This window comes from Acidobacteriota bacterium (genome assembly GCA_016713675.1).
GTDB lineage: Bacteria > Acidobacteriota > Blastocatellia > Pyrinomonadales > Pyrinomonadaceae > OLB17.
Window position 1 is genome coordinate 1,801,940 of record JADJOS010000001.1, and the last position, 24,208, is coordinate 1,826,147.

Annotated in this window: 22 protein-coding genes; 12 read left to right on the forward strand and 10 right to left on the reverse strand. The window is 50.7% G+C overall.

The window, feature by feature from the left end; all coding sequences use genetic code 11:
* The first annotated feature begins 21 nt into the window (after positions 1 to 21).
* The gene (locus tag IPK01_08230) at positions 22 to 2,256 is read left to right on the forward strand and encodes a nitric-oxide reductase large subunit (protein MBK7933480.1); all 2,235 of its coding nucleotides are present in this window, start codon (positions 22 to 24) and stop codon (positions 2,254 to 2,256) included.
* 2 nt (positions 2,257 to 2,258) lie between these two features.
* Positions 2,259 to 2,681 (forward strand): group III truncated hemoglobin, encoded by a 423-nt coding sequence (locus IPK01_08235; GenBank protein ID MBK7933481.1) that lies wholly within the window; start codon positions 2,259 to 2,261, stop codon positions 2,679 to 2,681.
* On the opposite strand, the gene IPK01_08240 is transcribed toward IPK01_08235, so the two are convergent.
* Complete coding sequence (locus tag IPK01_08240) at positions 2,650 to 3,300, reverse strand: Crp/Fnr family transcriptional regulator (GenBank protein MBK7933482.1); 651 nt, start codon at positions 3,298 to 3,300, stop codon at positions 2,650 to 2,652. The two genes, IPK01_08235 and IPK01_08240, sit on opposite strands and share 32 nt — an antisense overlap.
* A complete protein-coding gene (locus tag IPK01_08245) occupies positions 3,297 to 4,187 on the reverse strand; it encodes a UbiA family prenyltransferase (GenBank protein ID MBK7933483.1) in 891 nt (296 codons plus the stop codon). Before IPK01_08245 ends, IPK01_08240 begins: the two co-directional genes overlap by 4 nt.
* Positions 4,188 to 4,250: 63 nt before the next feature.
* Here IPK01_08245 and IPK01_08250 point away from each other — a divergent pair, with 63 nt between their 5' ends.
* Positions 4,251 to 4,784 carry a metal-binding protein gene (locus IPK01_08250; protein ID MBK7933484.1) on the forward strand — a complete coding sequence of 178 codons (534 nt, stop codon included), beginning with the start codon at positions 4,251 to 4,253 and terminating at the stop codon, positions 4,782 to 4,784.
* Here the strand turns inward: IPK01_08250 and IPK01_08255 are convergent.
* On the reverse strand, positions 4,781 to 5,998 hold the full coding sequence (locus tag IPK01_08255; protein ID MBK7933485.1) for a hypothetical protein: 1,218 nt from the start codon (positions 5,996 to 5,998) through the stop codon (positions 4,781 to 4,783). The genes IPK01_08250 and IPK01_08255 overlap by 4 nt on opposite strands.
* Positions 5,999 to 6,195: 197 nt before the next feature.
* Here IPK01_08255 and IPK01_08260 point away from each other — a divergent pair, with 197 nt between their 5' ends.
* Positions 6,196 to 7,533 carry a nucleotide sugar dehydrogenase gene (locus IPK01_08260; GenBank protein ID MBK7933486.1) on the forward strand — a complete coding sequence of 446 codons (1,338 nt, stop codon included), beginning with the start codon at positions 6,196 to 6,198 and terminating at the stop codon, positions 7,531 to 7,533.
* Entirely contained in the window at positions 7,533 to 8,633 is a 1,101-nt protein-coding gene (gene wecB / locus IPK01_08265; GenBank protein MBK7933487.1) for a UDP-N-acetylglucosamine 2-epimerase (non-hydrolyzing), read from the forward strand. Before IPK01_08260 ends, wecB begins: the two co-directional genes overlap by 1 nt.
* A gap of 205 nt (positions 8,634 to 8,838) precedes the next feature.
* On the opposite strand, the gene IPK01_08270 is transcribed toward wecB, so the two are convergent.
* The 3 genes from IPK01_08270 to IPK01_08280 all read right to left on the reverse strand — a co-directional run bounded on the left by IPK01_08270 (position 8,839) and on the right by IPK01_08280 (position 10,440).
* The gene (locus IPK01_08270; GenBank protein MBK7933488.1) at positions 8,839 to 9,195 is read right to left on the reverse strand and encodes a rhodanese-like domain-containing protein; all 357 of its coding nucleotides are present in this window, start codon (positions 9,193 to 9,195) and stop codon (positions 8,839 to 8,841) included.
* Positions 9,196 to 9,199: 4 nt separating this feature from the next.
* Entirely contained in the window at positions 9,200 to 9,664 is a 465-nt protein-coding gene (gene bcp / locus IPK01_08275; GenBank protein ID MBK7933489.1) for a thioredoxin-dependent thiol peroxidase, read from the reverse strand.
* Between the two features lie 365 nt (positions 9,665 to 10,029).
* On the reverse strand, positions 10,030 to 10,440 hold the full coding sequence (locus tag IPK01_08280; protein ID MBK7933490.1) for a hypothetical protein: 411 nt from the start codon (positions 10,438 to 10,440) through the stop codon (positions 10,030 to 10,032).
* A 135-nt stretch (positions 10,441 to 10,575) separates the two neighbouring features.
* On the opposite strand from IPK01_08280, the gene IPK01_08285 reads away from it, so the two are divergent.
* From IPK01_08285 to IPK01_08295, 3 genes are read left to right on the forward strand one after another with little or no spacing between them, the layout of a single operon-like run.
* The gene (locus IPK01_08285; GenBank protein MBK7933491.1) at positions 10,576 to 11,238 is read left to right on the forward strand and encodes a hypothetical protein; all 663 of its coding nucleotides are present in this window, start codon (positions 10,576 to 10,578) and stop codon (positions 11,236 to 11,238) included.
* 32 nt (positions 11,239 to 11,270) lie between these two features.
* Positions 11,271 to 12,854: an aspartyl protease family protein gene (locus tag IPK01_08290; GenBank protein MBK7933492.1), complete on the forward strand. Its 1,584-nt coding sequence runs from the start codon at positions 11,271 to 11,273 to the stop codon at positions 12,852 to 12,854.
* Between the two features lie 12 nt (positions 12,855 to 12,866).
* On the forward strand, positions 12,867 to 13,328 hold the full coding sequence (locus IPK01_08295) for a PIN domain-containing protein (protein ID MBK7933493.1): 462 nt from the start codon (positions 12,867 to 12,869) through the stop codon (positions 13,326 to 13,328).
* A 55-nt stretch (positions 13,329 to 13,383) separates the two neighbouring features.
* On the opposite strand, the gene IPK01_08300 is transcribed toward IPK01_08295, so the two are convergent.
* Positions 13,384 to 14,112 (reverse strand): hypothetical protein, encoded by a 729-nt coding sequence (locus IPK01_08300; protein MBK7933494.1) that lies wholly within the window; start codon positions 14,110 to 14,112, stop codon positions 13,384 to 13,386.
* 321 nt (positions 14,113 to 14,433) lie between these two features.
* Between IPK01_08300 and IPK01_08305 the strand changes: the two genes are divergently transcribed.
* The 4 genes from IPK01_08305 to IPK01_08320 all read left to right on the forward strand — a co-directional run bounded on the left by IPK01_08305 (position 14,434) and on the right by IPK01_08320 (position 17,334).
* Positions 14,434 to 14,790 carry a hypothetical protein gene (locus tag IPK01_08305; GenBank protein ID MBK7933495.1) on the forward strand — a complete coding sequence of 119 codons (357 nt, stop codon included), beginning with the start codon at positions 14,434 to 14,436 and terminating at the stop codon, positions 14,788 to 14,790.
* A 169-nt stretch (positions 14,791 to 14,959) separates the two neighbouring features.
* Positions 14,960 to 16,165, forward strand: coding sequence for a trypsin-like peptidase domain-containing protein (locus IPK01_08310; GenBank protein MBK7933496.1), 1,206 nt, complete (start codon positions 14,960 to 14,962; stop codon positions 16,163 to 16,165).
* A gap of 51 nt (positions 16,166 to 16,216) precedes the next feature.
* Entirely contained in the window at positions 16,217 to 16,456 is a 240-nt protein-coding gene (locus IPK01_08315) for a hypothetical protein (GenBank protein MBK7933497.1), read from the forward strand.
* A 29-nt stretch (positions 16,457 to 16,485) separates the two neighbouring features.
* A complete protein-coding gene (locus IPK01_08320) occupies positions 16,486 to 17,334 on the forward strand; it encodes a 3'(2'),5'-bisphosphate nucleotidase CysQ (GenBank protein MBK7933498.1) in 849 nt (282 codons plus the stop codon).
* A 1,031-nt stretch (positions 17,335 to 18,365) separates the two neighbouring features.
* Here the strand turns inward: IPK01_08320 and IPK01_08325 are convergent.
* The 3 genes from IPK01_08325 to IPK01_08335 form a co-directional block, all read right to left on the reverse strand.
* A complete protein-coding gene (locus IPK01_08325; GenBank protein ID MBK7933499.1) occupies positions 18,366 to 21,086 on the reverse strand; it encodes a protein kinase in 2,721 nt (906 codons plus the stop codon).
* Between the two features lie 84 nt (positions 21,087 to 21,170).
* Complete coding sequence (locus IPK01_08330) at positions 21,171 to 21,743, reverse strand: sigma-70 family RNA polymerase sigma factor (protein MBK7933500.1); 573 nt, start codon at positions 21,741 to 21,743, stop codon at positions 21,171 to 21,173.
* A 1,033-nt stretch (positions 21,744 to 22,776) separates the two neighbouring features.
* Positions 22,777 to 24,018 carry a winged helix-turn-helix domain-containing protein gene (locus IPK01_08335; GenBank protein ID MBK7933501.1) on the reverse strand — a complete coding sequence of 414 codons (1,242 nt, stop codon included), beginning with the start codon at positions 24,016 to 24,018 and terminating at the stop codon, positions 22,777 to 22,779.
* Between the last annotated feature and the right edge of the window lie 190 nt (positions 24,019 to 24,208).

Here is a 24,208-nt window from a genome sequence, read left to right on the forward strand (position 1 = left end):
AGATTCGAGACGGGGGGGAGTATGAAGAGGCTTTGGATAATATTAGGTGCGGTATTTGTATTGTCGTTTGCGATTTTGGGCTGGGTCGGAACGGAGATATTTCGTCAGGCTCCGCCGATACCGAAAGAGGTCGTATCGACCGACGGTACGGTGTTGATCGCGGCGGAACAGGTCTCAGACGGTCAAAATGTCTGGCAGGCAATGGGTGGAATGCAGGTCGGTTCGATCTGGGGGCACGGCTCTTATGTTGCTCCTGATTGGACTGCGGACTATTTGCATCGTGAATCAGTATTCATATTGAATTCGTGGGCCGCCGCCGAGTCGGGCGGCACATACGACACTCTCTCGAGCGAAAAGCAGGCCGTTCTTAGGCAGCGGCTGCAAGATATGATGCGTACGAATACGTACGACGAATCCACCGGAAATATAACTGTCGACCCGCTGCGGGCCAAGGCATTTGAGGACAATCTCAAACATTATTCGGACGTGTTTGCCAACGGCAACAAGGATTATGCGATCCAGCGAAATGCTCAGTCCGATCCGGTTAAGCTTCGCTCGCTCACCGCATTTTTCTTCTGGACAGCGTGGGCCTCGGTGGCGAATCGTCCTAACAATAACATTTCTTACACGAGTAATTTCCCGTCCGAGCCGCTCGTCGGGAACGTTCCGACGAGTTCGGCGATCGTCTGGACGGGTGTCAGCGTGATCATGCTCATCGCGGGTATCGGTGCGATGGTCTGGTTTTATGCGGGGTGGCGAAAGGAAGCTGAGGACAGCGAGACGCCCGATAGCGACCCGCTGATCGGAGAGACCCTGACCGCATCGCAAAAGGCGACGGTCAAGTATTTTCTCGTTGTTTCGCTACTTTTTTTACTGCAGATCGTGATGGGTATTATCACGGCGCATTACGGTGTCGAGGGCGGCGGTTTGTATGGAATTCCCCTCCAGGATTATCTGCCGTATGTCGTTTCACGAACGTGGCATACACAGCTCGGTATTTTCTGGATCGCCACGGCTTGGCTGGCGGCCGGCCTGTTTATCTCGCCGTATATCTGCGGAAAAGAACCGAAATTCCAGAAGCTCGGCGTTGACGTATTATTTGGTGCTTTGCTGATCGTCGTGCTCGGGTCGATGGGCGGGCAATGGATGAGCGTCATGCACAAACTCGGCAACGGCGATCTGTGGTTTTGGTTCGGCCATCAGGGTTATGAATACGTCGACCTCGGCCGCGTCTGGCAAGCGGCGTTGTTTATTGGCCTGCTTCTATGGCTGTTCCTGATCGCCCGTGCCGCAATTCCGGCATTGAAACGTGAAGGTACAAATAAGTCGCTGATCTGGCTTTTTATGGGTACAACGGCCGGCATAGCTCTGTTTTACGCTCCGGGTTTGTTCTGGGGAATGCGCTCGCATATCACGGTAGTCGAATATTGGCGTTGGTGGGTCGTTCACCTTTGGGTAGAAGGATTTTTTGAGGTCTTTGCGACTGTCGTTATCGCGTTCTTGTTCGCCCGATTAAAGGTGATCAAAGCCGAACATGCCGCGCAGGCCTCGCTGCTCTCGGGCGCGATATACCTTAGCGGCGGCATCATTGGAACGCTGCATCATTTGTACTTTGCCGGAACGCCGACAATAGCGTTGGCATTTGGATCGGTATTTAGCGCACTTGAGATCGTGCCGCTGGTATTTGTCGGCTACGAGGCGTTCGAGAATATCCGCCATTCGAAAGTGAAACCATGGCTTGCTCAATATAAATGGGTGGTCTATTTCTTCGTCGCGGTGGCGTTTTGGAACCTAGTTGGCGCGGGCATCTTCGGATTCATGATCAATCCGCCCATTGCTCTGTATTATATGCAAGGGCTCAATACCACTGCCGTTCACGCACACGGAGCATTGTACGGTGTGTATGGAACACTTGGCCTCGCTCTTCTGCTCTTTTGTATGAGGGCGATGCAGCCGGAACGGATCTGGAATACAAAGCTGCTCGGATTTGCTTTTTGGGCAATCAACATCGGTATGCTGATGGAGATGCTCCTAAGCCTATTGCCGATCGGATTACTGCAGACGTATCAGTCGGTATCGGTCGGTTATTGGTCGGCACGCAGCCCGGAATTTATGCAGACCGATCTAATGCAGACCTTGCGTTGGATGCGTATGGTAGGCGATACCGTATTCGCAGTGGGGGCAGTGGCGTTCGTTTGGTTCGCACTCAAGCTAATGTTGACCAAAGGGACAAACCGGGCTGCCGAACTTCCATAATTATGCGTGATATCGAAACAAGGACCGATATTGATCTCGTCATGCGTGTGTTCTACGAAAGGGCACTCGCTGACGAGGTCATCGGCTATATTTTCAGAGATGTCGCGAAGCTCGACCTCGAACACCATTTACCGATAATCGGCGATTTTTGGGAGGCGATCTTGTTTCGGACGGGCGATTATCAGCTTCGCGGGCGAAATCCGATGGAGGTTCATCGGCAACTGCATCTACGATCGGCATTCAAGTCCGATCACTTTTCGAGATGGCTCGAGCTATTTGTAAAAAGTGTCGATGACGAATTCGCCGGACCGCGGACTGAGTTCATTAAATTCCGGGCCCGATCGATCGCTAGCCGATTTCAGGTAAATCTCGGCATTCTGAGCGAAGGATCAACTAATCCCGAAGAAATTGCCGTAGAGGCATGACCGAATCGATCATCACCTTACCGTGAATGATCCGAAGCATTCCTTGATCGGCAAATCGTCGAATTACACGGATCGTTGTTTCAGTCGTCAGGCTCGCCATTTCCGCGATGTCTTGGCGACGGACCGCGATCCTAATCGGAAAAAACGCAGGATCATGTGCCTCGGCCAGTTTTATGAGGACATTGCCGACACGATGTTCCGGTGAGGCGGTGGCAAGGTTGCGGATGATCGACGTTTTTTCTCTAAGCATCTCGCACGTCCAGGCGATCACGGAGTAGGCAAACTCGGCCGACTCCTTCAAAAGTTCCTGAAACGCGACACGGCGGATCTGCAGTAGCTGCGTATCCTCGATCGCCGAAGCCGAAGCGGGAAACGGCCCACCATCAAACACAGGCGGCACGGCAAACATCTCGCCGTTCCGAAAAATACCGATTATCACTTCTTTGCCGGGCTCGGGCGAGCGATACATCTTGATCGCACCGGTAATAACGACAGGCAAGAATTCTGCAGAGTCTCCTTCTGCGAAAATCTCTTGTTCTACACTGTACGAGCGTTTATTGCCGCGGGAGTATAGCGTTGCGGCAAGTTCCGGGCTGATGTTTGCTAGGAGCGGTTTCATTTTTCAAGAAAAACAGCACCACCGAACGTGAGAAGAAGAATAACGCTGACAAAGGCGTTCGTGGTGAAGAAGGCCGCGTTCATCTTGCTGAGATCATTAGCCTTGATGAGTGTGTGCTGATATACGAGCAACATGCCCGTCGCAACAACGCCAGCGAGAGCCAGGAAACCCAAACCGGTGACAAGATATAATATCAGCAACACTATAAACGCCTGAAAATGAAATAAACGAGCGATCCAAAGGGAACGTGCGATACCGAAGCGTGCGGGTATCGAGTGTAGTCCTGACTTCTTATCAAACTCAAAATCCTGACAGGCATAAAGTACGTCAAAACCAGCCGTCCACATCAGTACCATCAACGAGAGTAATATCGGGATCTCATCGCTAAGCGAACCCCTGACGGCGATCCACGCTGCTGACGGCGATATCGCGAGAGCCAGGCCGAGTAAAATATGAGCGGCAGCCGTGAATCGTTTTGCGTACGAATATCCAAGAACGCATATCAGGGCGACAGGTGACAGTGCGAACGTGAGCCAATTAAGCGAGTACGACGCTACCAAAAACACGCCGATCGAAACATAAAGAAACGCCCAGGCAAATCCGACCGACAGCTTACCGCTCGGCAATTCGCGGCCGGCGGTGCGCGGGTTCTTAGCGTCGATATCTCTATCGACAATACGGTTAAATGTCATTGCCGCGGAACGGGCACCAAACATTGCGACCGTGATCCAGAGTAATTGCCACCAATTTGGAAATTGTTCCCGCCAGTCCGGAAGCGAGCTCATTGCGAGGATCGCCCCCAGGAACGCAAAGGGAAGTGCGAACAGAGTATGCTCGAACTTGATCATCGCGAGGGTAGTATTAAGTTTTTGCCAGAGACTTGCCATCGAATCGAAGAGTTTAACAAAATTGCGGTGTCGAGTCTTGTAAGGCTGCGATAGAATGGACCGATGCCAAGCGGACGAACACATGATGCGATCACTTTTCTATTGGCCATACCGGCGACTGTCGCCGCTTACACTGTCACCCGCGATATTTGGTCGGCGGCAACATTGGGAGTCGCATTCTTGTTTGGCGGATTGATGTTTGGCCCGGATCTCGACACAGTTTCGCGGCAGTATTCGCGTTGGCACTTTTTTCGTTTCTTGTGGTTTCCGTACCGGTCGTTTTTCGATCACAGATCCCGCTTTTCGCACGGTCTCATTTTTGGTTCCCTGATCCGCGTCGTATATTTCATGGGTGTTTTGACACTTGCCACGTACGTGTTGGCGCTTGCGTGGACAGGGATGTCGGATGATAGTGTTCCGGACATTCGTGATTTTGCCATTGCCTGGCGGCTGGTCGGCGAGTTTGTAAGGACGAACCTGGGCGACGGATTCTTCCCACTCAGTTTTGTCGGCTTATGGCTGGGAGCAGCAAGTCATACTTTTACCGATATGGCGGGATCATTCGTCAAAACCGGCAGAGTTGCAAAATTCCTCTAACGGCCCGAACGGGCCGCCAGCAAACGCGTAGCATGGCGGCGAACGGCATCCGAAACATTTCGGTTCTTTGACAATCCAGTCAGGTCGCGAAGCTGTAAACGCGACATTATTGTCATCGCATTTGCGATCGGTGTTCGCGGATTGCGAACCAGATTGTGCATCACGTTATAACTTCGTGACCAATGACGATTTGACGCGATCTGGCGAAGGATGTCTTCGGAAAGTGATTTCATCGCCGCGATCAGCTCAACTTCCTGTTCCGTGATCCGCGGATTATTTACTACAGCACTCGACACGAGCTTGTTCGGGTCGCGGATAAGGATGTTGCGAGCCTCGCGGTCTCCCTTCATACCAAGGCGGACGCGATCCTTGACGCCCATCTTCATGATCCGGTTGATCATGGAGATGCGTTCGCCGGGAATCTCCTCTTCTTCATTTGCGAGCTCGCCGAGTATCTTGTCGAGGGCAGCCTTTCGCTGCTCTTCGGTTTCCTCGTAGATCTCTTCGATGTACTCGAGGCCGAGCCAAGAATCATCAGTTTCGCGGTCGAGGACCTCAATATGCTGAGCCAGAAACAGAGCGTCCTCGACGGTCATTCCCGAATCTTCCATCGAGGCGCCAAATTCTGAATTTTCGACAAACTCAGCCGCGGCGTCCTGGCCGCGCGCACGCAATTCATTGGCTATCTGCTGTGCACCGCGTTCCTTTTCAAAGAATTCGCGCTTTGTTTCCGCCGCCCGACGTTCGGCCTCGGCGGAGCGGTGCGGATTGGCAATGATCGCATCGATGACCGCAGGATTTTGAATCAAAAGCTGCTGATTGAAGGATATCAGTTCGAGCAGTTGCCCGTTTTGAGTCGTTCGGGCGAATTTCGAAATGGCATCGGCCGGCGTACGGGTGTTTGTGACGATCGCCTCGTGGAGTGCCGTCGGCAAGTTTGGCTGTTCGGCAAAATAGGCAAGTACTGATGGTGAAATATCCGTGGATCGCAGCGAACTCTCCAGTTCCTCACTGCTTTGCCCGATAAGTGTCGAGCGGGCATTTCCCCTGAGTTCGGCGTCGCTGCCATTGTAAAAGTGAACGAGTATTTCGAGAAGGTCTGCCTGAGGCAAAGGCAACACTCCCCGCGACGCTGCAAGTTGGGCAGGGCGCGGAGCCGTGCCGCCGATAACAGCGCTCACAACAGGATTGGACGAAGTGATCTCAGAACTCATATTGGGTCAAGAGAAGACCTACAAACCAGGGCAAAACTCAGTGGAGAACCCGGACGAACTCAGGGCACGAACATCTTAACATAGATTCACTCTTTCTTGACTAACCCTATCGATTAACATAGTTTAAAACGAGGGCAAGATGCTTGTTTTTGGTCATACCCCGCCGTTTATTTCACAATAATCTTATTAACAAAGTAATGATAAAGGACGAATTAGAACGAATTATTTCTACCGCTGAGGCGCGTATCGGTGTCATCGGACTTGGCTACGTCGGCCTTCCGCTGATCGCCGAATTTTGCTTGAAAGGCTTCAACTCGATCGGTTTTGAGGTCGACGATAAAAAGGTCGCTGAGCTTAATGCCGGACGCTCGTACATTGTCGATGTTTCAGACGAAACGGTCGCGAAATGCGTCGATGGCGGCAAACTCACGGCAACGACAGATTTTAGTCAGCTGAACGCGTGCGACGTGATCATCATCTGCGTTCCGACGCCGCTAAGAAAGACGAAGGATCCTGATATGTCGTACATTCTGACGGCTGGCGGCGAGATCCAGAAATACATGCGTCGAGGGCAGTTGATCATCCTCGAATCAACAACATATCCGGGAACGACAGACGAGATCTTGCAACCGATGTTCGAGGAGAAGGGCTTCGAACTCGATGAGGACTTTTTACTTGCATTTTCGCCTGAACGTGTCGACCCGGGCAATCCGCAGTTTCAAACTCACAACATTCCGAAGGTCGTCGGCGGAGTCTCAAATGATTCGACTGACGTCGCGGCGTTACTTTACGGGCAGATCGTGAATGACGTTCATCGCGTATCGTCCGCCCGTGTCGCTGAGGCGGCAAAGCTATGGGAAAACACTTTTCGCGCCATTAACATCGGTATGGCGAACGAGATGGCCAAGCTATGCAATGCCCTCGGCATTGATACATGGGAGGTCGTTCGTGCGGCGGCGACAAAGCCGTTTGGCTTTATGCCGTTCTTCCCCGGACCTGGAATCGGCGGCCATTGCATCCCTCTTGATCCGCATTATTTGTCGTGGAAAGCACGGCAGCATGGCTTCGATTCGCAATTTATTTCACTCGCCGAACAGATCAATTCGACTATGCCCAATTATGTCGTAGAACTGGCGACAACGGCTCTGAACGATGAGAAAAAGTCGGTCAATGGTTCGAAAATACTGATACTGGGCGTCGCATATAAAAAAGATATCGACGATATGCGCGAGTCGCCGGCGTTGTCGATAATCGACCTTTTGCGTGCTGATGGGGCCGATGTGTATTTTCACGATCCATTCGTCGAAACAGTGACCTTTGACCATGCTTACACGATCGGCGATGGCGAGCCGCTGCACAATCGCGAACTGACCGATGATCTGATAACGGGTTCTGATTGCGTCATAATATGCACTGAGCATTCGCCCGTCGATTATGGTCGCGTTTGTGAATTAGCATCGTTGATCGTTGACACGCGGAATGCGCTTTCACCTGAAACGCGTGATGGAAGCAAGGCTAGAATTGTCAGGCTCTAATGCTCAAAGTTCTTCTCATCGTCGGTGCTCGGCCAAACTTCATGAAGGTGGCGCCGATCTACGCTGAAATGAAGAGGCGGCCGGTCGAGTTCGAGCCGCTGATCGTGCATACCGGACAGCACTATGATGCGGCGATGTCGGACGCTTTCTTTGATGATCTCGGGATGCCAAAGCCTGATGTTTATCTGGGTGTGGGCTCCGGCACTCATGCCGTTCAGACGGCAAAGGTGATGACCGAATTTGAGCCAGTCGTTTTAGAACATGGACCCGATTGGGTCGTCGTGGTCGGCGACGTGAATTCGACGATTGCCTGCGCTTTGGTCTGCTCGAAACTTGGGATCAAGGTCGCACACGTCGAGGCAGGCCTCAGATCTCGGGATCGGGCGATGCCTGAGGAGATCAATCGAATTCTAACGGATTCGATCTCTGATCTGCTGCTTACAACTTCGCAGGATGCCGACGAAAACCTCTCTCAAGAAGGCATTCCCGCGGACAGGATAAGATTTGTCGGCAACGTAATGATCGACTCGCTGCTCGAGCAGCTGAAGATAGCCGAACGCTCGACGATTCGTGAAGAACTTGGTGTTGAGCAGAGCAAATATGCCTTGTTGACGCTACATCGGCCGTCCAATGTTGATGAACGTCCGGTGTTTTCAGGTATCATCAATTCGCTCATCGCGATCGCGAACAGGCTGCCGATCGTCTTTCCTGTACATCCACGCACAAAGGCGAAGATCGAGGAATTTGGATATGGGGAAGTGATCAAAAATTCGAACCTTCGCCTGATCGAACCGCTCGGTTATCTCGATTTTATGCGGCTGTATAGCGGAGCTAGGCTGGTGCTGACCGATTCGGGCGGTATTCAGGAAGAAACTACGGTGTTGGGAATTCCGTGCTTGACACTTCGCGAGAACACGGAGCGTCCGGTGACCATCGAGCTTGGTACAAATATCCTGGTTGGAACCGACGGTGAAAAGATAATGCGAGCGGCGTTTGAAATACTGGACAAAGATGAATTATCTAAGACAGGTCGCATTCCCCCGCTATGGGACGGTAAGACCGCCGGTCGAATTTGCGACGAACTCATAAGAAAAAGTTGACCGCTAGACAAGCGAAAGGCACAGGATAAGAATTCTCATTATCCTGTGCCACTAATTTCTATTGCTGTCAGATCCCCTATTTAATCGTTTCCATCGGAAAATTGGCATCATGCCAGGCTTTGGTGCCGCCGATGAGAGCGAAACTGTTATCAAATCCTTTTTGTTTTAGTTCAGATACCAAACTGGCACTGGTTTGCTCGTTTGGTCAGGAACAATAGGCAATCAGTTTTTTGCCCTTTGATAGTTTGCTCATGTTGGCATCTACCGTGCCGGCCGGAATGTTGATCGAGCCCTTGATATGTTCCAATTTGTAGGTGCTGTCTGCACGCGTGTCGATAAATATTGCGGACCCGTCGTCAAACGCTTTTTTGGCATCGGCGAGAGAAATTCGTGCCGCGTTGTCGATCTGCGGCTGGGACGGACCCGCGGGTGGCGATGCTGAAGGCGTGGCCTGTTTGGCTGCGGAATTGCTGACCGACGTGTTTGTTTTAGAGGCTTCGCACGAAGAAACGATGCTTCCAGCCAAAATAATCGCACTAAAAAAGAGTACTTTTGTCACCATTTATTTACTTTTCTCCGAATGCTTCGAGAACCTCGTCTGCATGAGCTGAGACATTCACCTTGTCGAATATCTTGACGATCTTACCATCGCCGTCGATCAAAAAAGTTTTGCGGAGCGTTCCCATATACTTCTTACCGTACATGCTTTTTTCAGCCCAAACGCCGTACGTCTCGACGATCTGCTTGTCTGTATCGGCTAACAGGTCGAAGGGAAGTTGATATTTTGAGATGAATTTCTGATGTGATTTTTCGCTGTCGATCGAAACGCCAAGTACACGAATCCCCTTGCTCCGATAGACTTCGTCAGCATCGCGGAATGAGCAGGCTTCCTTTGTGCAGCCGGGAGTATCGTCTTTCGGATAAAAATACAGAACCACTCGTTGGCCCATTAGATCGGTCAGTTTTACCGTGTTTCCGTTCTGGTCTGTTGTTGTGAAAGCCGGAGCCTTATCGCCCTCTTTAAGCATAATTCTGTAAAAATGTGTAAAATCGAAACATCCTGAGTGTAACACGGTGCCGATAACGTTACGCAAATTTGCAACGATCGAAATCGGCATTAGCTATCAATAATAATGAAATTGATCAGTCAGAAAAGCGCTTTCTCAAAACTGGACAATATCAGGACCGAGTTTCGAGCCACGATCAGGGACGGTTACGAGCACCGTGCAAAAAGCTGTGTGACGTGCGAAACGCCGGGAGCATGCTGCCTCGATGCACATTTTGTGAATGTCCGAATTTCTCGGCTCGAGGCTGAGTCGATAAAGGCGGCACTCCTTGAATTGCCGTTAGAAGAGCAAAAGGCCGTCGCGAAACGCACGGCCGACTGCATCGAGACTTATAAACTCGACGAATGTCTGGAAACCGAATCTGCAACGTACGCTTGTCGAAGGAACAAGACAAACAAGATGTGGTACCAAGCGGGAGCGAGATTCCAGAACATATATTCGACCGCGATGCCGACCGCAACGAGAATAACACCGAGGATCATTGTCGATCGTTTATATTCGCCCGCCGCCAGTGCCGCGAGATATCCGGCAATGACCGAAGTCAAGAAACTTCGAATAAGGTTCGCGATCGCGATGGCCGGGCTAGTTTCCAGTGAGGTGTTATTAGTAAGAGCCTTCTCAGCCTCTAGCGTGTGTGCCCCAAACTCCGTCCAGAATCTTCCAAGAGTTTGCTCGCTGCCGACCCAAACGATCGACCAAACAATGAATCCGACTACCACTCCGACGATGATCCTACCCATTTCTTGAGGTTTCCTCCATTAGACTTTAACTTGGCCTGGGGCAAGATAACAGAATTTGACCGTGAAAGTAAACATGTCAGGCGAGAATTGGATTGACACTGCGATTCCGGAGCTCCTAAAATCAAGCTAAACACAGTGAAGAAATTAAAAGAGCCGATCACAATTGAAAATATAAAACGAGTTCACGCAGCGAGAAAGGACGAGATCAAGGCTCGACTGAAAGAATTCGAATCGATCGGTAGGAACGGAAGCGACCGCGTACTCTGGGAAGAAATGGTCTTCTGTTTTTTTACCGGCGGATGCTCAGCCCGAATGGGCCTAAGATCGCTCGAAGCAGTGAAACCAATACTGATGAGCGGCGGACTTGCCGAGTTGACGAACGCCCTGCTCGGTGTTCACCGATACCCCAACGCCCGCGCGCGTTATGTCATCGCATCGCGCATTTTTTTGCAGGCACACTGCGATATGAAGTTGCGTAAGAAGCTTTACAGCTTCAGATGCGATCATGACCGGCGGGATTGGCTCGTTAAGGAAAAAGGTATCAAAGGCCTCGGGTATAAAGAGGCGAGCCACTATTTACGGAACATTGGATTTAAGGGCTATGCGATCCTTGATAAGCATGTTCTGCACTGTTTGGCCGAATTAAAAATAATTGACGACCCAAAGCCACCAAATACGCGTTCGAAGTATCTAATGTACGAAGAAAAGCTCCACATATTGACAGCATTGACCGGGATCGACTTTGATGAAATGGATCTTGTCCTATGGTCGATGAAAGCCGGAATGATCCTTAAGTAACGATATTGGACAACTCAGTCGGAGGCGGCGCAATGAAAAAAGCTGAAAGCAGATCAAATTTCGATGGTATTAGCAGAGGCATATTAGCTTTATTTGTTTTCGCCATATTCTGTGTATCAGCCAACATTACTGCCTCCTACGGAACTGAGCCCGACTTCAGCGGTACAGATGAGACACGAAAGATAATAAAACAGTCAAGGAAATTGACTCGTGCCGGGCTGCTTGACGATGCTGAGAAAATGCTCCGTCGGGCGATCGAGACAGACTCGCGTTCCACATCCGCGAAGGTGGAGCTTGCATTTGTACTGTCAAAACAACGGAGGCTCGGAGAAGCTTATAACCTCGTATTTCCCGTTGCCGAGGCAGAGCCTGAAAATTCGCGTGCGTATGCGGTGTTGGGAGCCGTCCTGCTTGCAGCCGGAAGGTTTAATGATGCCCGCCTTATCTTCTATAACTCGCTCAGGCTGAACCGAAGCGAAGACCTCGGCTGGGCTGGAATCGGTTTGGTCGAATTTTACGAAAATAAGATCCCTCAGAGCTTGATCAACATCAAGGAAGCGGTTTTTCACAACGCAAATGAACCTGACTATTTATTTGCGCTTGCTCAGATCTCGGCGAGGGCAGAACGGTACGGCGAAGCTGCCGATGCCTATTACCGTTTTCTTAGCGTCTCGAAGGATACGGACAAAGACCGACGAGAACGGATAAAGGGACTCATTAAATTTCTGCAGTTTCTCGGCCACAAACAAGCGCTTTATTACTCGAGCGGTAATGACAGTTCAAAGGTAAAATTTGAGCTTGTCGGCAACCGGCCGATCATCACGGTTCAAGTCAACGGCCGCAACGAACCGCTCAGATTCGTACTTGATACGGGCTCGGGAATAACGGTTATATCAGATAAGACCGCAAAAATGCTTAAAGTTAAGTCGATCACCCGCGGCGGCCATGCGAAGGGGATCGGGGGCGACGGCCGCTTTGAGATCGTTTATGGATTCCTTCAACAGGTCGATATCGGAAAGGTGGCGGTGCGCAATGTTCCTGTTTACATCCGCGAATTCCACGATCCTACACAAAAGATCGACGGTTATATTGGCCTCGCATTGATATCGAAATTCCTGACCACGATCGATTACGGATCAAAGACCTTTACACTCACAAAAAAGGATAATGACGCTCGTGAATTCAGAGAAAACGGGGCGATGTCTCTGCCACTGCGCTTAACATCGAGCGGATTTTTGAGCGGTGAGGTTCAGCTTGAGGGTATCAATTCGTCGCTGAATTTCATCGTCGATACCGGAGCCAGCGTGTCTGTGATCTCAGACCGGGTCGCAAACGAGAAAGAGATATTACCGCATTTGAGTGAAGAAAAACTTCGCGTGATCGGGGCCGCTGGTATAACCGAAGGGGTCCCGAGTTATATGCTACCGCGCGTCACTTTCGGCTCACATTCGCGAAGGTGGATCGAAGCGATCGCTCTAGACTTGGACCTGATAAATGAAGCATCGGGATTTGAGCAGTCCGGCATACTTGGCGGCAATTTCCTCAAGAATTACAGCCTCACTTTTGATTTTAGGAACTCAAAAGTGACCTTTACATCCGTAACGCCCGAAAACTAAACTAGACGGGCGATGAAAATAAGTCTCTATCTCGAAACATCTGTTGTCGGAGCATATTTGGACAACGGTGATCCGTTTCGCCGCGATCTGACTATTCACTGGTGGGAACACGAGCTTAAGGAGTATGAAGCATTTAGCTCGATCTTGGTTCAGAGGGAGCTCGAACGCATAGCGGAGCCGCATCGATCCGGATATTTGAATCTGGTAAGGCCGCTAGCACAGATTGAACTTGCCGAGGAGGTTGCGATACTTGCCGAAGCGTACATTGAACGCGGCATTTTTCAACGAAAGTATATCGCGGATGCGATCCACGTCGCCTTGGCCTCGTTTCACAAGATCGATTACCTAGTAACTTGGAATTTCGGCCATATCGCAAACGTTCGAAAACAAGCCCGGCTGAGAATGTTCAACTCCGCCGCCGGTTTCTTCGCACCGACTATCGTCACTCCTGAGTTTCTTGTTCATGCAGTTTAAAATAAAAAAGGCCGACGTTTACGCCAGCCTTTTTGACATGGTTCTGCTCAAAGATCTAAGGATTTTGAAAAGTTGTCGGTGCATATTTTGGCAGCGAGATCGTTTGGTTGAGATGTACCCCAAACTCGGTGCCTGATTTGACGGTCGCCTCTTCGCCCTTTGTCTGGGTTTCGGCGATCAGCCCCCCGACACCGCCGATGATGCCGCCGATCAACGCACCTTTGCCGCCGCCTATCGCCCCGCCAATAACAGCTCCGCCGACACCTCCTCCACCAATGAATTTGACTTTCCGATGGCTGGTTTTATCGCCTGCCGCTGTGCCTTCAGAATCACTTTTGGCGGATTTTGAATCGAGATCTGTGAGCGAACCGTTGATCGCCCGGGTTTTGCCATTCGGCAGCTTGACCGATGAGAAACTCACATCTATCTCGCCGACGTTACCGCCCTTTTTTGCGGGTTTGACCGAATCAACGCGGCCGATCAAGGTCGAACCCTCCGGTATCACGACTTCGCCGGTAGTTGAATATACGGGTTCGATCACCCGAGCGGTGAACGTACTGCCGGCCGTAGTAGTTTTCGACGAGATCGTTGAGTTCATCTTGGCTCGGAAGACCGTGCCGGATTCGACCGTGAACATCGGAGTTACAGGTTTGATAACCTTTTTTACTACCGGTTTTTTCTTCAGAACCGGCTTCTTCTTTTGTGCCATCGCATCACCGGATCCGATAGCAAGTAAGACGGCAAATAATATTGCTAAATGTTTGATGCTTAATATTTTTTTCATAGTCGTTCGCTCCCTAAATGTCCTTACACAAAAACTTGACCGGATTACCGCAATTCAAGCCCCACTTTTGAATCAATCAGAGCCTTAATCGTTGTCCGCTAACTGGCGGGCAAAAAGCAATAGATTTCTTCTCAGATTATCACCGATATGAAAAAAAATAAATATCCGAGCATTTGCTGAAAACGACTTCGATTAGCACTTTACTCAAAGCGTCAGAGACAGTTCACAAACCTAAAACTTGCTTAACCCCCGGATGAAGATCCGGGGGTTAAGTCGTTTAAGGGGAAGTTTTAACAAAGTTTTGCAAGGAGTAAACATCTTATGCCACTAGCGTTGCCAACTATCCTATTATTTTCGCTAAACCTGCTTGACGCGCTCCTTACGATCGTCTGGGTCCGTACCGGCGTAGCGACTGAGGGTAATCAGCTTATGGCAACACTGCTGGATATCGGGAACGGGCCGTTCTTAGCCGTTAAGATAGCTATTGGAGCAGTAGCGGCCCTCGTATTGCTTCGTAGCGGCGATCGTCCGCTCGCGAAATACGGCCTAGCGGTCGCACTTGCGATCTATATTGGCTTGATGGGAATACATTTGTTCACCGGGCTCGCAGCGGTTGGCTATGTTTCAAACGAATTGTTAAAAGATCTTGGCGAAATAGGGGGCAACTGTTCGCGTTGATCGTTTGACCGATAGTCAATCCCGGCGATAATTTCGATAGATAAAACGGCCCGAATTGTTTCAATCGAAACACGCGGGCCGTTTTTTTCGTAATCCAATGCACAACCAATGAGGATTTTTCACGCATCAAAATCCTTGCTATGTTTAACTTTGAGGGTAGTGTGCATTTATGACTAAGAATTCGGTATATCAATTATCGGCCAGGCAGATATTACTGCTCGCTTTTGCTTCCGCGTTGATCGCCGTTGGTGCGACAGCGCTCATTTACAATTACGGCAAGCTGCTGCTTGCAAAGAATGGTGCTGACCTGACATTAGCGGAACAAGCTCCGCCGCCGGGTATCTCAGATCCGTCGTCGGTTTCCGACGAGCAAAACAATATTGAGGTCTATAGATCGATCTCGCCGGGCGTTGCATTCATCAATACAACAACCTATCAACAGGATTTCTGGGGCGATGTTTCCGAAGGCAAGGGCAACGGTTCAGGCTCGGTGATCGATGCGAACGGTAACATCCTGACCAACTACCACGTAATCGAAGGTGCACAGAAGGTGACGGTCAGCTTTGGCGGGGACAAGGTCTATCCGGCCAAGGTGATCGGCGGCGATCCGGACACGGACCTTGCGATCATCAAGATCGATCCGCCCGCAGGAATGACGGTGGTGCCACTCGGCGATTCGGACAAATTGACCGTTGGGCAAAAGGTGCTTGCGATCGGTAATCCGTTCGGACTTGACCGGACCTTGACGACCGGAGTGATCTCAGGATTACAGCGTCCGATACGTTCGCGACCGATGACGGGTGCGCCGACAGGCCGTCCTATCGATGCCGCGATACAGACCGATGCATCGATCAATCCGGGCAATTCGGGCGGCCCTTTGCTTGATAAATTCGGTAAGATGATCGGCATCAATTCACAGATATTGTCACCCGCAGGCGGAAGCGTCGGCGTCGGCTTTGCGATACCCGTGAGCACGGCAAAGCGCGTGATTCCGCAGCTGTTGCAATTTGGCGAGGTGCGCCGGCCAAAACTCGGTGCTTCGTTGATCAGTGCAGCCGATGTTAACCGCCGCGGCTATCGCTTGCCGGTCGAGGACGGACTCGTCCTTCAGCGTGTCGACCCGGGCACAACTGCTGCAAATGCCGGATTAAAAGGGTTTACGCAATCTGCGACTGGCGGTATCGCCCTCGGCGATATTATCATTTCGATGGATGGCGAGCTGATGAAGGATCTTGACGACCTATATCGTTTCCTTGATAAAAAGCAGATCGGCGAAACCGTCCAGGTCGAACTCTATCGCAACGGTGCGAATGTGAAGCTGCCGGTGAAACTGCTTGGCACTACGGCATCCCGGTCTGTACGACGGATGGAATGATGCTCCGATGACCAAACGGCGGGCCGCACGAATGGCCCGCCATTTTTATCAATGATCGAACTCCACGATTTTTACAATGACGGCAGGGGCTGGGTCTGCCGTCAATGCGAGCACGAGCTGACACCCAAAAAGAAACCTACACACACGCATTCACGGATGTTTCGCGAAGGGGAAGCTGAGAGCAAAGGTCCGCAATTGGCCAGCCTTGCGCTGGCCAAATGGCTGGACGCCGAGCGCCGGACGCTGATCTGTCCGCGATGCGGCGTCACCGAACTGGTCGATATTTCCTAATGCAGATGCGGCGTGATAGGCTGTAAATAATGCTGCAGAAAGAGCTTGAGACCGCCATTTCACTGGCACGTATCGCCGGAAAAAAGATCCTCGAACATTACGCGACCGATTTTGCCACGGAGCAGAAGCTCGGCGTCGATGACCGCTACGAACCTGTCACAATTGCGGACAAAGAGGCAAGCCGGATCATTGTAGACGGCCTCGAGGCCGCGTTTCCGGACGATGCGATCTTGTCCGAAGAAGAGGCAGATGACCTCGACCGACGGCTTGCCGCCCGACGCGTCTGGATAATCGATCCGATCGACGGAACCGCCGGTTTTGTTAAGAAAGACGGCGATTTTGCTGTCCAGATCGGGCTTGCTGAGGATGGCGTGCCGGTTGCGGGCGTTGTCTTTCTGCCGTTTCACGATTCGATGAGTTATGCCGTAAAAGGCGGCGGATCGTATCTTTCGATCGGCGGCGGCGAGCCGGAACGCCTCAGTGTTTCGGACCACACCGACCTTACAAAAATGACGCTTGCGATGACCCGCAACCATCCGACGTCGCGGATGGGCCGCATCATCGAACACTTTGCTTTTGCGAATGTTGTGACCAGAGGGAGCGTCGGACTGAAAACCGGCCTGATCGCTTCGCGTGAGTGCGACATCTACATACATCCGAGCCCGCGAACCAAGATCTGGGATACCTGCGGGCCGCAGATCATCCTCGAGGAGGCCGGCGGACGTATGACCGACATCTTCGGCGGCGAGATGCGCTATGATCGAGCCAAACTGCAAAACTACAACGGCATCCTCGCCACTAACGGAGCAGCGCATCAAGCCGCGGTCGAACACATGCTACCTCTCCTGACCGAATTCGGCCGCGTACGCGTTCTGTAGCTTAAAAATCATTTTTTGGGCGGAGAACCAAATGTGTATCTTTCACCCAGGATTCAAATCGTGGTACGGCCCACAAATTGGACGATCCGCGGTCCGGAGATCGTCGTTTTTGCGCATTTTGAAAAGCGAATTTTAGGGTGTCGAAAAGGGACTTTTGATAGATTTGGTTTAAATTGTGGTACGTACCACAATTTGAGTTGAAACAGCCTGTTTTATTGGGTTTTAGAGCACGACAAAGTGCATTTTGCAGCTTCGGAGCGAGCTGCGAAGAACACGAAAGGGTGTCGTTTAGGGTGTCGGAATGGGTGTCGAACTCGGCGGCTTGTTAGGCACATTTCGACACCTCAAATTTAGCGATTCGTGAAAAGCCGGGATCGAGGCCGAACAATGCGTTTTCAATTATCTCGACCACAACGATCATTCTGAACACGGACATTACCGCGATCACATCGCCGCCGAGGCATTGAATTTGTGGGCCGCCGCGACAAAACGCCTATAAACTCGACGAATACGATCAATTTGAACAGAGATATCCGAACGATCACGGTGTTTCACGCAATTTCAGCGTGCATTTGTCTGGAATAGCCGACCTTCCAGGCGATAAGAATTCCGAAGCCGTCCTTTCCGACCAATATGTCCTCATGATCCGAGAGCCGACGCCGCGACGCCAGAATCCGCATAATGCAAGCTTATGAGATATTGAAAGAGTCTGTATACGACGTCATCAGATCCTATCTCGATGTCACATCGAACTGATCGTCAACAACGGAGGCCTGGCACCAATTCTTTATCCGTCAAATTCAACCTGGTATTTTCAACGGTCGACTGCCGGAACGCTCATCCAACAATTCGGCCAAACGGGCGATCTGCCGGTACCGGGCATGTTCGTGCGTTAGAACGAAAGATAGAATTAGCCACAAATAACACGGACAAGGCAGATTGGAACCTATCTCTGTTATTGCTTTCAGCGTGATCAATGCTTGTTTTTTGTGATTCGGTCGAGCCATCCACAACTCCAGGTGTTCCTGACATTATTTTGAGTAGCTGAGTTTTTCCTGTTCGAGTTCCGTTAGGAGCTTTTTGTCGGATTCGCGAATGGCATTCTGGGATATTAGGCCGTTGACTAGGGTGATTGCCTTGTCGGTGTTCTCCACAGCGGCGGCGGGGTTGCCGGACTTGAAATAGGACTCGGCGATCAGCCGGTGGCCGATCGCTAGATCATATTGATAGGTGGTTGTTGCCTTGTCGTATTCTGCTATCGAGATCATCTCGGCGATCACGTTCTTCAGTTCGGCGACCGCCTTGTCATATTGTTTGAGCATCATGTACGAGCGGCCGATCTCGGTTTGGTAAACGGCGAGGTTGCGGTTGTATTCACCGTTTTCGGGGTCTTTTTTGATGAGGGCGGACATCACTTTGATGGCTTTCTGTGCCGAAGCGATAGTCTTTACCGGATCGTCGTTAATGCGATAAGCACGCGAAAGATTGAAATGCGAGATGGCGAGGTCGTAGGCGACGACGCCGTTTTCCGGTTCCTTTTCAAGTGCTTTTGTCGGAAAGTCAATGATCTTGGTACAGGCGTCAACCACTTTTTGGCGATCGGCTTTATCGATGTAGGCTTCGCAGATGATCGACTCGGTCAGCCAAACACTGCGCTGCACACGAAAATCTTTTGGAAATTGCAGTGCCAGTTCCTTGCTCACATCAACGGCATAGGCAAGGTCGCGAAATGCACTCTCGTAATCGCCGAGCGTGGTCTTGACCTTGCTCATCGAACGGATCATACGCGTTTGGCTCTTTTTGAAATCGGCATTTTCCGGCTCTCGAGTTCTAAGTTCGTTAATGATCGCAGAGGCCTCGGTGTAGAGAACAAGTCCTCTTTCAGCTTGAAAATTGAACGCCGGAATCGCACCATAATCGACAAGCAAAACCGCCAGTCGATTCTTTGCCTCGACCGAATCGGGCTGTGCGGCAGCTAGTTCGCGGCGCAATTTCAGGCCCTTTTCAAATACTTCTTCAGCATCTTTGGTTTGGCTGTTGTTCCACAGCGTCCGTGCCGTCGTGTAGTAGTTGTTGGCGAGTTTTGCCTTGGTATCGAGGTTTGACGGGTCGGCGGTATAGACCGTTTCGCGCAGTCGGCGGGCCTTTTCGTAACTTTCAAGTCCCGCTTTGATATTGCCCAGGCTCGAATTATTTAGTGCTCCTTGCACGTCGCCGACCTTTTCGTATGCGGTCGCAAGTTCGCTCTGAAGTGCAAGGTCCGAACCTACCTCCATCGATAGACTGTCTAGATATTCCAGTGCACTCTTAAGAATAGTCTCGCGAGCCTTGAGCGAACCCTCTAGATTTTCGATCTCGGGATAAACATCGAACAGATACGAATTGGCCAGTTTTCTGACGTCGTTGAACCGCTTTTCGGCCCGTGTTCTCTCTGCACGAGCGACGCTAGCCTGCCAAAGAGTCGCCACGACTCCGCCAATGATCGCGAGCGATATCGCTCCGGCGGCAACGACCGAAACACTGTTGCGCTTTACAAATTTCTCAGCCCTATATGAAAACGTGTCCGGTCGAGCCGTAACGGGCAAACCGGAAAGATGCCGTCCGATGTCCTCCGAAAAACTCTCAGCTGACAAATAGCGGCGTTCAGGCTCCTTTTTCAGAGCCTTCAAGACGATATTGTCGAGGTCGCCGCGAAGGTGCTGCGGCTTGATACCTACGGTTCGCGGTGCCGTCACAAGTGCCTTCACCGGCTCGGTTTGTCCGACTGACGGCCGATGCCCTTCCGACTTCCACTCCGATCCGGCTCGTGGGCCTGTTTCGGTGTGTGCCACGGCTGAGGGCAACGGCGGGTCGACTTCGGTAACGGCCTTGAGGATCTCCTTGAGATCACTTTCTTTGCTTTCAAACGGCCGATGGCCGCTGAGTAATTGGTAGAGAATTACGCCCAAAGAATAAATATCCGCAGCGGTCGTCACACTTTTATTTCGCAGCTGTTCGGGCGCCGCATAGCTTGGCGTCATCACGCCGAGCCGCGTCACGGTAGCGGTATTGTCAGATTCCTCGGTGACGATCTTAGAAATCCCAAAATCGAGCAATTTGGGGGTTCCATCGGCGGTCACGAGAATGTTTGACGGTTTTAGATCGCGATGTACCACGAGGCTGCGATGAGCAAAATCGACGACAGAACAAACCTTGCGGAAAAGGTCGAGCCGCGCTTCGAGGCCAAGTTCGTTACGGTCGCAATATTCGTCGATCGGCAGGCCGTCGACATATTCCATCGCCAGAAACGGTATCTTGTCGCTGGTCGTGCCGGCGTCGAGCAGGCGGGCAATGTTCGTATGGTCGAGACTCGCCAGGATCTCGCGTTCGCGGCGAAATCGCCGGCGGATCGCACCCGTATTCATCTCGCGTCTGAGCAGTTTTAAGGCGACTCGTTGGGTGAACTTGCCGTCGGTCCGCTCGCCCAAATAGACGGCTCCCATACCACCATTGCCGAGTTCGCCGATCACCTTGTATGCCCCGATCTCCTGTCCGACAAGGGCATTGTCCTCGATAAAATCTCGAGAGAATGCGACAGCCGAAAGCTGCATGATATTCTCCGCACCAACTTCTTGAGCCAGAAGCGATTCGACCTCTGCTCGAATATCGGGCGATATATCCAGTCCTTCCAAAAATGTCGATCTGTTTTTTTGGTCGAGGTCGACTGTCTGGTCGAGAACTTCCTTTACTTTTGCCCAGTTGGCTGCGTCCATATATCGGATCTAAAACTCCTTTGTTTGAGAATGCGTAAAGCAGTAGAGACTGTAGCCAAAGTATTTAAGATCTATATTGAAATATCATTTTTGCGACCCGAATTCCCGGGAAAGCCACATTCGTGCAAATTGCCATTCTCGAACAGCCGTCCGCTCACTAATATCAAGTGCTTCGGCTATCTCCGAATTAGTCATGCCCCCGAAAAATTTCATCTCGACGATCCGAGCCTGGCGTTCGTCGAACACCGCTAACCTGTTGAGAACTTCGTCCACTGCAAGTATCGAATCGGCCCGCTCATCCACCGGAATATCGATGTCATCTGTTGAAAAATGGATCGGGCTGTTGCCTCGCTTGTCAGCCGCGTGGAAACGTGCGTGATCGACGAGTATTTGACGCATTATCCGCGAAGTAAACCCAAAAAAATGTGCCCGGTCCTGCCACTCAATGCCGTCGGCATTGCCCATCTTCAGAAAAGCCTCATGGACCAACGCCGTTGGCTGCAGCGTATGGTTCGAACGCTCACGGGACATCATGATCCGTGCCTGACGCTTTAAGGTGTCATACACGACGCGAACGAGCTTTTCGCGGGCATCATCATCCCCGTGCTTCCACTCATGCAAGATCTGCGTGATTTCGGTTTTCGGGGAGTGGCTCATATTCTTGATCGTTGGTTATTCGGGTCATTTTACCCCAAAACTGCATTGCAAAGATAGATTTTGCCGTATCATTTCTGCCTTTTACTCATTATCAGGAAACAGGCAAGGTCTATTCGAAAATATACCGGAGGATAATATGCGTATCAACATAAGAAGAAGCTGGAACTTGATCGGAATACTAGTTGCCATATCCGGCATCGGTGCTAATGGAGCGAGCGCTTCCGCAACAAATACAGATGACAACGGTGTCGCGAATCTGCGCCATTCTGTTTCGGATGCTTACGCTTCCGCGTGCGCGTATTGTGATCGCGGCAACACTTTTTTGGGGAAGACCAAATGTGTATTTTTCACCTCACATTCAAATTGTGGTACGAACCACAATTCGGACGATCCGCGGTCCGGGAATCGTCGTTTTTGCGCATTTTGCAGCTTCGGAGCGTGCTGCGAAGAGTGCGAAAAGGCGTCAATTCGGGTGTCGAAATAGGTGTCGACAACGGCGATTTGTTAGGCCCATTTCGACACCTGAAATTTCGCCGTCTGTGAAAGATGGTGACCAAGGCCGAAAAATGCGTTTTTGATCATCTCGATCACAACGATCATTCGGAACACGGATATTACCACGATCATAATGCCGCCTAGCCTTCGTATTTACGGACCGCCGCGACAAAACGCTTACGATCTCGACGAATACGATCAATTTGAACAGAGATATCCGGACGATGATGGTTTTTCACGCAATTTCAGCGTGTATTTGTAGGGAATTCTCGACTTTCCAGGCGATAAAAATTCCGAAGCCGTCGTTTCCGACCAATATGTCCTCATGATCCGGCAGGCGAAGCCACGACGCCGGGGTCCGCATAATGCAAGCTGATGAGATATTGAAAGAGTCTGTAGACGACGTCAATAGATCCTATCGAGATGTCGCATCGAGCAGATCATCAAAAACGGAGGGCTGGCACCAAATCTTTATCCTTCGTTTTCATAGAGAATGTCTCCACGCGGCAAAGAATATTTATAAATTGAAGGCAAATAACTACGGAACGGTAATCGGAATCGCCTCAGAAGGTTGCGAATCGCCGTTGCGGGCAGTTATCTTAAAATTGCCGGATGCAAGGGTCAACGGTATATTGCTGATGGCGGTTTCCGACAATTTAGCGTTTTCGCGCAAAACTGAATTGGGAACTTTACAGGGCTTTAATTCGGGGCAACCAGGTCCCACAACCTCAATCGCAATGGTTTCGACTTCGAAATCATTGCCATTGACCTTGACCAAAAATTGTTGGCCCGCCTTTACCTCTGACATCATTTCGACTCCACTGACTCGAGGAATTGGGCGATTCACGCGTCCGGTCGTAGATTTCTCAATTAGCCACCGTCCGTTGACCTTTCTCAGAACGTAGCTAACAAAATAAGGACCGATCGTTCGATTCTTGAGCAACGTACCGTCATTTTGGTATACGGCAACAAACCATTTTTCCAGCGTCTTAACAACGGCGGTGTCGTTATTTTTGTCGATCTCAACCGACTGAAATTCAAACTGGTCGCATCTGGATTCGACACCATACTTGCGCCCTTCGGAGATCATTTTATTGACCCCGTCGCGGATCCTGCGGCGATCATAATTTACGTTCGCATCAATATCGGATGTCCAATATCGATCGAGATCAGTTTCGACAAAGGCGGTAGGGTTTTCGTAGAGAACAAGGGATTCGTAGATCTGTGAATCTTTTACAGCTAAGCGAATCGCTGCGTCGTCGTTCGTTGGATATAGATACCAGGCAAATGCCGCTGAGAAAATGGCCACAACTGCGACCGCATAAACTGCCATTGCTCTGGGTGACTTTCGTTCTGCCAATCTCGACCGATTGGTCCCGTGTGAATCTGAATGAGTTTCCAAATCTTGACTGCTTGTTGAAGAGTCAATGGCTTGGTTAACGACAGTACTCGTCGAGTGGCCTATGAAAATATATCCACGCCCGGGAACATTTTCGAGGTAATCCGAATCCGGAGCGTAGTCTGCAAACAATTTCTGCAGCTTACTTGCATATTGATTGACTCGAGCCGAGGTTGCTCCATGCGGGTTGTCAGCCCAGACAAACTCAATAATTTCATCGTATGTTACGAGTTGGTTCGCGTTGATCAGTAAGGCAGCCAGTACCGCCAACGGCTTGGTGCCGGCGTTCTTCACCACATTTCCATTGTGATAGAGTGCAAATCGGTCGGCATCGAACGAAAAGCCGTCAAACTGAAACATGTGAGTATCGTTGGAATTCATTGAGTTTGCGCCTGAATATTACATATGTTTTTGGAAATTTACAACCGAACTTGAGCCCTCTGTATCGAGCTAAATCGGGCATTTACCTAATGAATACGGAAAATCAATAATCTCTATATAAAGAATGCATTTTAAATGCATTGCTTACCAAAAATATAACATTAAACTCGCAACATGGAAGTCCCGGATT